This is a genomic window from Glycomyces lechevalierae (assembly GCF_027622945.1).
GTDB classification, from domain to species: domain Bacteria; phylum Actinomycetota; class Actinomycetes; order Mycobacteriales; family Micromonosporaceae; genus Glycomyces; species Glycomyces rutgersensis.
In genome coordinates, this window is sequence record NZ_JAPZVQ010000013.1 from 121565 (window position 1) to 133640 (window position 12076).

The following is a 12076-nucleotide window of genomic DNA, read 5'->3' on the forward strand; positions in this document are numbered from 1 at the left end:
CACGTAAGGTGGTGAAAAAGTGGTGAAACGATGGCCCGTGGGAGCAACCGCCCGCCTTGATCGCGGCGTATCGCTTTCGACCGGCTCTCTCCCGGTTCGCCTGAAACTATCCAATGAGGATGCAGCATGCCTGAGCGCTCGGTGAAGTTTCGGATCCTGGGCCCGCTCGAACTGGTTCTTGACGGCAAAGGGGTGACGCCTCGGGCAGCGAAGCCGCGGGCGCTGCTGGCCCTGCTGCTACTCGAGGTGAACCGAGTGTCCGAACGCGACTGGCTCATTGACCAGCTGTGGGCCGGCAAACCCCCGAAGGCGGCAACGGCGACGCTACGCGCCTACGTCTACCAGCTGCGCAAAGAGCTGGGAGCGTTCGCCAGTGAAGTGGTGCTTCGCGCCCGGGGTGGCGGCTATGCCCTGGAGGCACTTCCCGAATCACTGGACGCGCACCGTTTCGAAGCCCTCTCCGCTCGAGGACGGCAGGCGATGCGCTGCGGCCAGTTCGAAAAGGCGGCCACCGCGTTTCGAGAAGGGCTCGGCCTGTGGCGCGGTTCCGCTGCGTTCGCCGGCATCGACGTCCCGGCGGTGCGCGACAAGGCCCAACTCCTCGACGAGCTGCGCATGGACGTCACCGAGCAATGCCTCAGCGCGGAACTGGAACTGGAGACGCCCACGGCGGCGGTGGCCGAACTCGAACAGTTGACCACCGCGCACCCGATGCGCGAGAGCCTGTGGCGATTGCTCATGCTCGGCCTCTACCGGGCCGGGCGGGCCGGCGAGGCGCTCGTGACGTATCAGCGTCTGTATCGCCTGTTGGACGAAGAACTGGGCATCGCGCCTTCACCGCCGGTCGAACGCCTGCATCGCCAGATCCTCGAAGGCGACCCGGGTCTGCAACGCCGCGCTGACGCCGCGCCACTTCGCTCGGAAACGGACGTGGCCTGGGTGGTGCCCCGGCAACTCCCCGCCGCCCCCGCCCACTTCACCGGGCGCTCCGAACAGCTCTCCGAAATGCACGAAGTACTGCTCGAGCCTGGGATTGATCCGATCGGTGCAGTCGTGATCTGCGGCGCGGGCGGGATCGGCAAAACTGCTCTGGCCGTCCACTGGGCGCACCAGGTCGCCGATCGCTTTCCCGACGGGCAGCTGTACGTCAATCTGCGTGGTTTCGATCCAACTGGACAGCCGATGGCAACTGGTGAGGCCGTGCGCGCATTCCTCTCCGCGCTCGGAGTGCCACCCGAGAAGGTTCCGAAGGAGTTCGACGCCCAAGTCGGGCTGTACCGCAGTCTGGTGGCCGACAAACGAGTCCTGGTCGTCCTGGATAACGCGCACGATGCCGAGCAGGTTCGCCCGCTCCTCCCGGGCCGGGCGAACACCACGGCGGTCGTCACGAGCCGCGACCGGCTCTCTGAACTCATCGCCGAAGGCGCGCACTTGGTCACGCTCGGCCAGCTAGACGCCGATGACGCCGGTCGGCTCCTGGCCAGGCGCCTTCGCAATCGCCGGACCGCCGCCGAACCCGACGCCACCGAGGCGATCATCCACGCCTGCGCCGGACTGCCGCTCGCGCTGACGGTCGTCGCCGCCCGCGCCGCGGCGAACCCCGACTTCGCCCTCGCCGCGCTCGCAGCCGACCTGCGTGAGGCGACCAACCGGTTCGAGGCACTCACCGGATTCGACCCGGCCGCCGATGTCCGGTCCGTGTTCTCGTGGTCCTTCCGAGCGCTGTCGGCCGAAACCGCGCGGATGTTCCGGCTCCTCAGCGCACACCCAGGGCCCGACCTGACCGCAGCCGCGGCCGCCGCGGCTACCGGAATCGATCTGCAACAAGCTCGCCGATCACTCGCCGAACTCGCACGCGCCAGCCTGCTGACCGAACAAGCCCCCGGCAGATTCATGTTCCACGACCTCCTGCGCGCCTACGCGGCTGACCTCGCCGACGCCGAGGACGGTCGCGACGGCCTTGCCGCTGCTCGGCGGCGCGTCCTTGACTACTACCTGCATACCGCTTACGCCGGCCACCGGCTGATCAACCCGATCCAGGACCCCATCGCACTCGCGGCAGCCGCTCCCCGCGCCAATCCGGAATACCCCGAGGACGGTGGCGCGGCGATGGCGTGGTTCGTCGCCGAACACGCCGTGCTGCTCTCCGCCGTCCACCAAGCGGCCGCGCACGGGCTGGAGGACCACTGCTGGCAACTGGCCTGGGCCATCACCGATAACCTGCACCGCAGGGGCCACTGGCATGACCTGCTGGGCTGTTGGCAGACGGTCTCGAATGCGGTCCGAGCACACAAAGACGAGGCTGTCCGTGTCCGAGTGCACCGCCGACTCGCACTGGCCTACTCCCTCATCGAGCGGTTCGAGGAGGCCCACGCGCTCCTCGACGAGGTGCAGATCTTGTGCCAGGAGATGGACGACTATGCCGGGCAGGGCCATCTGCTCCAGCTCCGCGGTTACATGTTGCGGCGTCAAGGACGGTTCGAGGAGGCGATCACGTGCAACCGGGACGCGCTCGAGCTGTACCGGGCGGTCGGACACGAAGGCGGCCAGGCTGTCGCGCTCAACTCGATCGGATGGCACCACGCCCTCGTTGACGAGGACTACACGAAGGCGCTCTCATACTGCGAGGAGGCATTGGCTCTCGCGCAAGCGACCGGCGACCGCGCAGGGCAGGGAGCGACATTGGACAGCCTCGGGTACATCCGCCTCCGCCTCGGGCAACATGAACTGGCCATCGACCACTACCAGCACTCCGTCGAACTCAGCCGGGAGCTCAGCTTCCGCTCGGGCGAGGCCGCTTCGCTCGCCAACCTCGGAGACGCCCAAAGCGTGGCCGGGGACGGCAAGGCGGCCTGGAACTCGTGGCAGCGGGCACTCAAGATCTTCGACGACCTCAACCATCCTGACGCTGACCGGATCCGCGCCAAGCTCGACGGGAACGCCCATGGAACCAATGACGTCCCCTTAGCCTCCGGGGTGACACCTACCGGTCCGGCTTGCACCCTGATCAAGTCCGCGATCGACTTCGGACTCAAGCTCGCGCCCCACCTCCGGACGGGGCACGAGTGGATCGGCCATCAAGGTGGTGCGGGAGGCAATGTGCGTTTTCTCCCGCCACGCCCGCACCGCCCTCCGAATCCACCAAGCGCGCCGTCGTCACCAGGTACGACCAACTCGCCGTCCGCTTCATGGCCACCGGGACTCGCTCGTAACCTGCCCGGTCGGCGCCAACCGAGAAGACGCGCTCTTAGCTTGCGTTTTAACCTCTGAGCCGTTCCGGTGCGGGATTCCCAGGGTGGCGGCGAACCAGGTCCTGCGATCGGCCTGGAGGTCATGGCGTCCTGCTCCGAGATGTAGTCTTCCGCCCGACGGCGCGACCATCGCGAGCTGGCGAGACCGATCCAGGAGGGCCATGTGGAGGACGAAGAGCGCATACGATTCTCCAAGGTCTAGAAGGATGACATCGACCATGTAGTCAAGATACTGACGATGGATGAACTGGTTGCAGCTCATGAGCTCGCCAAGGAGCGACATTGGGGAGCCGCTTGGAGTTCAACCGATTCCCTGAGGGCGGAGGTAGATCCATCCTCCCGGTCACCGGCGCGCAGCCGACGGCCAGAAGGAGCTGCACAACGATGGTCATCCTGTCGATCTCCGACACGCGGCTTTGCGGCCACGTCGTTCTCATCCTCGAAGAGGTGAGCAGGTGACGTACCTGGCAATCGTGCGACACGGTCAGACCGAGTGGAACCGCATCGGTGTCTTCACGGGCTGGGCCGATGAGGGACTCACCGAACAGGGGCACCGTGACAGCAAGGCCGCAGGGATGGCTTTGGCCAGATCTGGCGTAGATTGGGACACCGTCTACGTGTCAACTTTGCGTCGGTCGGCGGAGACTGCGACCGTAGCTATAGCAGAGTTGAACCACCGTCCCACCCCATACATCGTTGACTGGCGCATCAACGAACGTCATGTCGGCGATCTGGAGGGTGCACGGCGTGCGGATCTGGCTGCGACTCACGGTGCAGACCGAGTGGACCAGTGGCGTTGGGGCAATGAGCGTCCCCCGCTCATGGATGTCGATGACCCCCGCCAGGCAGTGCATCGGTCACGTCACCCTGAGCTCGGAATGTCGATTCCCCGCGGTGAGTCGCTTGCCGATGTCATCGCGCGGGTACAGCCATGGCTCACCCAAACCCAGGAAGCCGTTGCGGCATCGATCAACGTTGTCGCCTTCACCCACGGCACAACATTTCGTGCCATCCGCATGCTAATCGAGGGTATTGCACCTGAAGACGCACATCTGATGCGACCCGCCAACGGAAGCCTCGTACTGTACCGAATCGACAGCCTTCCTGTCGCACACCATGAAACATGTGAGAGTGGCTGTTCCTGCCTGCACCCCAACCCCACCCGGCTCAAGGCCTGTCACGAATCACGGATGGAGTACTAGTGCAGTGCACGATCTGCTCAACACCACCGCTCAGGGATCCAAGCTGCACCGGATCACGACCGACGGCCACTGGTACACCCTCGACCTCGCCGAAGACGAGCGGTGACGTGCTTTCCTTCGCATACCGCATCACCAAGTACGACCCCGTCGACCGCGACGCGTCGGGGCGCTACGTTGGTACCGAAGACACTGACACTGACACTGACACTGACACTGACACTGACACTGACACTGACAGTGACCGCGGCCCGGTCGAAACCGCGTACCTCCACGCGGTGGCGGCGTTCGCCGAAGACGCCGGTGTCAACCGATTCTCGATCCGGGAGCCGGGCGTCTCCGGTTCGCATCGCTTCGATGCAGGCCCGGCGGTGCCAAGCCATTGCCTCGCCGGCATCTTCCCGCCGGACCTGACCGGCTATCACGACGGCGCGACAGTCACGCTCGACGTTGCACTGGAACTGGTTCGCGCAATGCTGCGCGCGACAGGGGCCTCGTGCCGCCTCGAAGTCGAGAACCTGTTCACGGTGCATATCGGATGGGACCAGTACGTCTACATCAGCACGCACGTATCTAGCGAAGCCGCACTAGCCCGCACGCGTGCCCTCGGGTTGTTCCCCGAGCCGGTAGCGGCCTCTCCTTACGCTGCCTCCTTCGATGACTACGACGTGGAGCAGCGCCCCGCCGACGACGACTTCTGGGCCCGGCTCGAGTGGTCCATCGCCATACGGCAGGCGGCGATCCTCGAAGAGACCGGAGTGGTCGGTGCTCCACGCTGGCACCGGCTCACACTCGACACCGTCGACTCGGTTCGGGCAGCTCTCACCCCGCGCGCGATGCTGTCAGTCTGGCCGGATCTGTCCACGGACAGCGCAGCAGTCATTGGGGAGCTTCCCGAGGAAGGTTTGGTTGAAGTCGTCTGGGAAGACGAAGACGGGCGGCTCAATGGCACCTTCGCCGACGACACGGATTATCCGGAGCTTGCCGAGACGATCCGCAGTGCTCGGGCTGCGGCTGTCCAGTTCGACGGAGGTAGCCGCCGACCATTCTTCACTGCGGTCCTCCCGGACAGCGACAGGGTGCTGCGGGCCAGATGGAGAACCGAACCGACTGAGAGCGACCGGCGCTGGGCCGTCTTGAAGACACTGCGCAGGGACCAAGTCCGCACCGGGACTGTCACCGCCATCCCTCCGTTCCTTGTCACGTTCGTTGACATCGGCGGAGCCCTCGGCCAGATCAACATTCCCGAACTGTCCTGGCGACACATTGAGCACCCGACCGACGTCGTCTCGATCGGCCCGGAGATCACCGTCAAGATTCTCGACGTCGACATGGTGCGCGAGCGGGTATCGCTGTCACTGCGGGCCGCGGACCGCAACCCTTTGGAGTCGTTTGTTGAGCGAGTCGGCCAGATCGTGACCGGCCCGGTGACGCAGGTCGTGCCGATTGGAGCGTTCGTGCGCATCGAGGACCGCGACGACGGCTTCGAAGGCATGGTGCTCAACGAGACCGACGGAGGACTGGAGCTTGCCGTCGGCGATGTAATCGCTGTGAGGATTGCCGAGGTGGATCCGTCGCGGCGCCACATTCGCCTCGCCCACGCGGACCATACCGAGCCTTCCAATGACGACTTCCGCTGAGTAGCGGTCGCGGCTGCTGCGTGATTCTCAGATCTGGGCAGGGTTGCCGCACATCTCGCACCGGTCCAGGTGTCGCGGCTCGATCATGTCCGCCACGTCGGGAGCGCCTCGGAGGTCCGGGTCGCATCGTGCCATCGCTGGAGCTGTCCGCCGAAGCGTGATACCAGGGACACGAGCATTCGGAATCAATGCCAGGACTGAATGCCACATTCGATGACAGACGAGATGCATTGTGCTGCAACGAATATGAAAGGTATTTACTATCATCGATACATGGTGGACCTTAACGCTGCTTACTACAACTCATCACCGCAGGTCACAGCCCTGTTGGTGCGCGTACGGGACGTCATTTTGGCCGCCGGTGACCCGGAACGGCACCAGACGGGACCGCGAGTCTCGGAGCTGGTGTCGCGGAGCGGTCAGCCCCGTGCGATCAGGGACCGCCTCGCTCCCGGGGAATACCAGAGGCTCCTGGCTGCAGCCCGGGCAGGAGCCCTTAGGAACGCGCTGGCCGAGGAGTTCGAGGTCAGCCGCCGCAGCATCTACCGACTCCTGAACGCCTGAGAGGCGACACGGCACAGGCGGCATGGGGATCGAAACCCGTGCATCTGGGGTGCGCGTCTGTGGATGGGCCGCAATGGTTTCGGCTGGCTATGGTCGTGTGATGGAGCTAAGTTTCGACACGGGTGTGCAGGTCATCGGCGCCGCGGCCGGGGTCCTCGCGACCTATTACGCCTACCGGCAGTTCCGGCTATCCCTCGCCAACCAGCAGCAACAGTCCGGCCCCGGGGACCGGCAGGGCTTCACCTGCAAGGGCTACAACAATCCTATGATGATCGGCGTGGCGGTCATGGTCGGTGCGATCGGTGTCTACGTCATCATCGGGCTCGCGCCCGACCGCGGCACCCCGACGGCCGACTTGCTGCTGGGCATGGGAGTCATGTTTCTGGCGGCGTTCTTCTACGACTGGGAAACGGCACCGTACCGGGTCGAGCTTGACGAGCAGGCCTTCACCGTCAAACGCAGCTACCGCCAGCCGAAGGCATGGCAGATCTCATGGGACCGCATCGACCACATCGCGATCAGGTGCAACTACTCCGATCAGCGTCTGGTGGTGGCCATCCTGCCCGAGGGCGGCGGATTCGCCCCCGGGATCCCGCAGAGCCGGTACGCGGCCGACTACGGCGGCTATGTGATGTGCGAATTGCGCGAGACCGAGCCCTCCGAAGAGGCCTTCATCGCGGCACTGCGCCTCCGCTCTGGCAAAGAAGTTGCACGCTGAACGTGAGCAGTCCAGTGAGCGGCGAGAGCGCCTTTGTGGTGATACGCCTGAGGAATACGAGCGCCTGCTCATTGCCGTCCGCGCGGGAGCATCAAGGAAGGCGCTGGCGGCCGAGTACGGGATCAGCCGCCGGAGCGTTGACCGACTCGCTGCGGGCAGCTGAGGACTCGCCGAGAAGGCCACGTGCCGGGAATTGCTGATGTTTGCTCCTTGCACGGGCCTTCAGCGTTCCTGCCAGGCCTGAGTTCTTCAGGTCGGTGCCAAAAGTCGGTGAGTTTGGCGACGGCCAGGGCGACGTACTTGGCCCTCCAATACAGGTCGATGTGGGTGGCTCCGTCGATGCCGAACAGTTCGGCGTCATCGGCTTGCCGCATGACACTGCGACTGCGGCCTCGCGGGAGAGCCGTGAATGGGGTGTTAGGCCATGACGGCGCGGCATGGGTGGGTTTCGGACTCGGGGCAGTAGAACAGTTGGAGCGCGTAGCCGCGGCCGATGCTGACGCTGACGGGGCCCTCGTACGTTTCCTGGGTCCCGGCTTCTTCGAGCGGCTGCCAGCTTTGCCTGCCGCCGTTGTTCTCACCGGTGTCGGCGGTGAAGAGCGGGAGCTGCTCGGCGCCGCAGTCGCACATGACCGGGGCAGGGTCGAAGATGCCCCAGTACATGCCGTAGCCCAGGACTTTCCAGCCGGGAGCGTGCGCGGTGTCGAAGCTGTAGGCGGTCGACCATTCGTCGTCCTCCTCTTCGTCTTCAGGCCGGTGCCATGCGCTCAGCGCTTGTTCCAGCGACTCGGGCAGCGTACGAATGTCGGGGTACTCAGTGACGGTCTCGGGCTGCACCACGCATGCGGTCGGCACGTAGTTGTCAACAGCGAAGTCCGGTTGCGGCGGATGCGCGAGGACGCTGTCGGTGGTGTCGGCGCGGCCCCAGCGGACTTGGAACGCTGGGCAGTATGAGGGTTGGTTCCGTGTATTGACGTGGTCGCGGGGACACCACAGAATCTGGAGCAGGTCGAACCGGTCGGCGAACGGCAGGCCTGGAACGTCTCGGTAGAACAGTTGCGCGACAGGGATCAGCGGTACGGGATCCTCATCGACACGCGTTCCGTCAACGGGGTCGACCGTGAATTCCGCGTGTTCGAAGCCGCACATCGGCCACTCCTCATCCGCCGGCCATAGCAGCGGGCCGCCGATCGAGGATTCCTCCACGGTGGGGTTGCCTGGCCAGGGGTGCAGGCGGACCGCGGGTTTGGCGTACGAGGCCAGCTCGGGGAAATCCTTGAGCAGGTCGTAGGGGCGCGGGGGAGTGGTGAGGGCCATGGGTCGACTTTCCATCCGGGGACGTGGACGGTACCGGTAGGGCATGACATCGAACTGCGCCGCTGAAATCTTACGAAGGGTGATGGCGGTCGTGGCCGTGTTCACCGGCTCTTGGCCGACCGTCAGGATCTTGTGGCATGAACAGGCATGGCCTGAGATACGTTGCAGCGCAACGAATCTGAATGATATTCATGAACATGAATGTTCCGTGGATCTTAGCACCGCTTACTACAACTCATCACCGCAGGTCACGGCCGTATTGGCGCGCATACGGGACATCATTTCGGCCACCGCGGCCGGGGAACGGCACCAGTCGGGTCCGCAGGTCTCCGAGCTCGCGGCTGCCTCCCGCAACGGCCAACCCCGCGCCATCCGCGACCGCTTGGACCTCGACGATTTCCAGCGGCTACTGACCGCGGCGCGGGCCGGTTGCTGCAAGAAGGAGCTGGCCGCCGCGTACGGCATCAGCCGCCGCAGCATCTACCGGCTCCTGGCCGCCTGAGCGGCGACTCGGTACGGCTGATTCCGCTGAATGTGAGGGCTTTGGCGTTACGGTCGGGCGATGGCAGGACACGACCGCAAGATCAGAGTGACCGGAGAGCGGCGCGAGACCATCGATGTGCATCGGATTGCTGGAGTCTTCAAACGGATCGCCAGGACCGAGCGACTGCGAGCCCAGGGCCTCGCTCCGAAACCCGAGCCGGTGGACCCGGCGACCGTCTCGGTCAGGGAAATTGGTTCTGGTCAGAGCTTGACGTGTGGGAGCTTGAAAAGTGGCCCAACACTCGCCCTGTTTTCGCGGCTTGCATCAGTAAGATGCACCTGTCCCGCACCTGCCCTGATACCTGGAAGTCTTCGATGCCCTTCACCACGCCGCCTCGACCCGTGGATGTCGCCTCTCTCTGGCCCGAGCTCGCGCCGCTTGCCCGCACCGCGGTCCGTCTGCATCCGCGCCGGGGGGAGCCGACCCTCGACCAGTCCTCCATCGGTGGGCCGCTGTTGTGGCCCGAAGACGAACCCTGGCCGACGTGCGCCGCCCCACACGAATGGGACGTGCTCGCCACATTGGATGAAGTGGAGGAACACCGCCGCATCATGGCGAGAGCCTGGGGCCCCGACGGCACTGGACCGCTCAATTACTCCACAGAAGATGGGGACCGCCGCGACCTGCTCAACGAGATTCAAACCGATCGCACCAGGCGGACCGCATTCCTGACTGAACCGGCTGCGCTCCTCCCCGTCGCGCAGCTGTTCACCCGCGACGTCCCCGGGCTGCCGCTAAGCGACCGATTCGACCTCCTCCAAGTGCTGTGGTGCCCCTACGACCACGCGGAGGACTACCAGCCTGCTGTCCACCTGCGCTGGCGCAACACGGCCGATCAACCCATGGCCGCCGCGCTCCCGCCGGCAGACACCCTCGTAGGCTTCGCCGACTACGTCCCAAACCCATGCACCGTCACCCCCGAGCCCGTCACCGAGTACCCCGACTTCGGTCTCCTCCCGCCCGACCTCGCCGGTCGCATCGAGGCGCACGAGCGCATCACCGACAACTTTTTCTATCGCGAGCTCGCGCTGGCGCCCGGATGGAAGGCGAACGGCCATGGCAGCGAGTGGATGCTGATCGACCCCTTCGACGTGCGCTGCGAATGCGGCGCGAAAGCGAAACCGCTGTTGAACGCCGCATCCCGCAGATGGGGCTCTGCGACCCTCGTTTGGATACCCCTCGAAGACGGCGATCGCGTGGAGGATGCTGTCGAGATCATCATCGGCCGCGGCGCCGACCTCCAGATCTTCCACTGCGGCACCGACCCTGCCCATGCACCCGTTTCTATCATGGTCTGACCTGGGCGATGAACCCGGTGTTCGCTGCCCCACAACCGAAATCAGGCCCGACATGTACATGGTTCTCTATCGGTTCCGCGAAGGAACCGGCGGTCGACCTCGAGGATATGCTGAAGTCCAGAGCTTGCAAGCGCTCGACGGCGATTTCGTTGCTCTGGCGATGAAGTACGACGGGTTCCCCATGCTCAGCCGGATCCGCCGGTACCGGAACCTCGTGCTTGCGCGCGGTAATGAAGCCCTTGACCTAGTCGACGAACTCAACCGGCTGCTCCGCCTCGTCGAGGAGGACGAAGTAGACCTCGTGCAGCGATTGCGGAACCTTGCACTGAACTGCTTTGGCGACGACCACGAGATCCACTTCGAGATTTCGTAGCGGTCGTCCCCGGAGCGCTGGACCGGAGGAGGGTATGGGTCGCTGCAAGTTTGAGCGGAGTTGCTGTTGGGGTGCGCCCTGGTACTTTCTCGTGGTGCCCCACATGCGAATTGTGTTCAGCTCCCTTGCTGCGCTTTTCCTTTCGGCCGGGTGCGGAGCTGCAGATCCTGGTGCCCAACCGCAAACGAGCCCGAATGCGTCCGCATCTGCCGATGAAGTGGCTGCTGCGACCTCCCCGGCACACGATGTTCTCATCGAAGGTGCCGACCCCGGCCTGATCGACCAGGGCGCCTGGTGGTCGTGGGCCGGCAGCAAGCCCATCGGATCCGGACCCGTCGAAGACGAGACCGGCGAAGCTTGCGCAACAAACCAGGGCAGTGAGGTCTGGTTCCTCGCGGGCACCTACGGAGGCCGCATCGAGCGTTCCTGCGATATTCCTGCAGGGATGCCGATCGTCTTCCCAATCGTGAACACGGCTGGGGGAGCCGGCTCCTGCGACGGCTTCCTGGAGGATGCGAGCGGGACCGCCACCCTCGACGGCATGGACGTGCAAGTTCATGAAATGCCAGTCGAGGAGCTCACGATCGACCTCGTCAACGGGAACGCCGCGTTCGGAGACGGCGGGCGGTTCTCGGTGACCGGGTGCGGGTTGTGGGTCGCGCTCGAGGCGCTGTCAGCGGGGGCGCACCTGGTCGAGTTCGAAGGAGCCTCGGGCGGGTATGCGACCGCTGCGACTTACGCGCGCTCACGGCGGCGTTAAGAGGCAATCGGGGTCCGGGCCGCATCGCGCCCCCGCTGGAGCGATCCGGCGAAGCGTGATCCCGGCGACGCGAGTATTCGGAATCGATGCCAGGACTGAATGTCACGAGCGACTACTAGATGAGATCCGTTGTGCTGCAATGAATATGAATGATATTCATAGTTATCAATGCGTTGTGGACCCTAAGCACCGCTTACTACAACTCATCACCGCAGGTCACGGACATATTGGCGCGCGTACGGGACATCATTTCGGCCGCCGGGGCTGCGGAACGGCACCAGTCGGGGCCGCGAGTCTCCGAGCTCGCCGCTGCCTCCCGCAACGGCCAACCCCGCGCCATCCGCGACCGGTTGGACCCGGGCGACTACCAGCGACTACTGGCAGCGGCTTGGGCCGGTTACTGCAAGAAGGC

General features: G+C 64.9%; 10 protein-coding genes. 9 read left to right on the top strand and 1 reads right to left on the bottom strand.

From position 1 onward, the window contains the following. Positions 1 to 126 precede the first annotated feature (126 nt). From O2L01_RS19175 to O2L01_RS19195, 5 genes are all read left to right on the top strand, one after another. On the top strand, positions 127 to 3270 hold the full coding sequence (locus O2L01_RS19175; RefSeq protein ID WP_270123623.1) for an AfsR/SARP family transcriptional regulator: 3144 nt from the start codon (positions 127 to 129) through the stop codon (positions 3268 to 3270). A gap of 436 nt (positions 3271 to 3706) precedes the next feature. Beyond that, the gene (locus O2L01_RS19180; protein ID WP_270123624.1) at positions 3707 to 4453 is read left to right on the top strand and encodes a 2,3-bisphosphoglycerate-dependent phosphoglycerate mutase; all 747 of its coding nucleotides are present in this window, start codon (positions 3707 to 3709) and stop codon (positions 4451 to 4453) included. A gap of 107 nt (positions 4454 to 4560) precedes the next feature. Further along, positions 4561 to 6090, top strand: coding sequence for a S1 RNA-binding domain-containing protein (locus O2L01_RS19185; RefSeq protein ID WP_270123625.1), 1530 nt, complete (start codon positions 4561 to 4563; stop codon positions 6088 to 6090). Positions 6091 to 6363: 273 nt separating this feature from the next. Next, positions 6364 to 6654 (top strand): hypothetical protein, encoded by a 291-nt coding sequence (locus O2L01_RS19190; protein ID WP_270123626.1) that lies wholly within the window; start codon positions 6364 to 6366, stop codon positions 6652 to 6654. Positions 6655 to 6676: 22 nt separating this feature from the next. Continuing rightward, the gene (locus O2L01_RS19195; protein ID WP_270123627.1) at positions 6677 to 7372 is read left to right on the top strand and encodes a hypothetical protein; all 696 of its coding nucleotides are present in this window, start codon (positions 6677 to 6679) and stop codon (positions 7370 to 7372) included. 417 nt (positions 7373 to 7789) lie between these two features. Here the strand turns inward: O2L01_RS19195 and O2L01_RS19200 are convergent, their stop codons facing one another. Beyond that, positions 7790 to 8689 (bottom strand): hypothetical protein, encoded by a 900-nt coding sequence (locus O2L01_RS19200; RefSeq protein WP_270123628.1) that lies wholly within the window; start codon positions 8687 to 8689, stop codon positions 7790 to 7792. Between the two features lie 91 nt (positions 8690 to 8780). Here O2L01_RS19200 and O2L01_RS19205 point away from each other — a divergent pair, with 91 nt between their 5' ends. The 4 genes from O2L01_RS19205 (at position 8781) to O2L01_RS19220 (ending at position 11664) form a co-directional block, all read left to right on the top strand. After that, entirely contained in the window at positions 8781 to 9191 is a 411-nt protein-coding gene (locus O2L01_RS19205) for a hypothetical protein (protein WP_270123629.1), read from the top strand. A 356-nt stretch (positions 9192 to 9547) separates the two neighbouring features. Continuing rightward, positions 9548 to 10531, top strand: coding sequence for a hypothetical protein (locus O2L01_RS19210; RefSeq protein WP_270123630.1), 984 nt, complete (start codon positions 9548 to 9550; stop codon positions 10529 to 10531). 52 nt (positions 10532 to 10583) lie between these two features. Next, positions 10584 to 10904 carry a hypothetical protein gene (locus tag O2L01_RS19215; RefSeq protein WP_270123631.1) on the top strand — a complete coding sequence of 107 codons (321 nt, stop codon included), beginning with the start codon at positions 10584 to 10586 and terminating at the stop codon, positions 10902 to 10904. 103 nt (positions 10905 to 11007) lie between these two features. After that, on the top strand, positions 11008 to 11664 hold the full coding sequence (locus tag O2L01_RS19220) for a hypothetical protein (protein WP_270123632.1): 657 nt from the start codon (positions 11008 to 11010) through the stop codon (positions 11662 to 11664). Positions 11665 to 12076: the final 412 nt, after the last annotated feature.

What these genes read in the sequence shown, in the direction of transcription:
- O2L01_RS19195 (WP_270123627.1), top strand. Translation starts at nt 6,677, where the DNA reads ATGGGGATCGAAACCCGTGCATCTGGGGTGCGCGTCTGTGGATGGGCC.
- O2L01_RS19210 (WP_270123630.1), top strand. Translation starts at nt 9,548, where the DNA reads ATGCCCTTCACCACGCCGCCTCGACCCGTGGATGTCGCCTCTCTCTGG.
- O2L01_RS19200 (WP_270123628.1), bottom strand. Translation starts at nt 8,689, where the DNA reads ATGGCCCTCACCACTCCCCCGCGCCCCTACGACCTGCTCAAGGATTTC.
- O2L01_RS19215 (WP_270123631.1), top strand. Translation starts at nt 10,584, where the DNA reads ATGTACATGGTTCTCTATCGGTTCCGCGAAGGAACCGGCGGTCGACCT.
- O2L01_RS19190 (WP_270123626.1), top strand. Translation starts at nt 6,364, where the DNA reads ATGGTGGACCTTAACGCTGCTTACTACAACTCATCACCGCAGGTCACA.
- O2L01_RS19220 (WP_270123632.1), top strand. Translation starts at nt 11,008, where the DNA reads ATGCGAATTGTGTTCAGCTCCCTTGCTGCGCTTTTCCTTTCGGCCGGG.
- O2L01_RS19175 (WP_270123623.1), top strand. Translation starts at nt 127, where the DNA reads ATGCCTGAGCGCTCGGTGAAGTTTCGGATCCTGGGCCCGCTCGAACTG.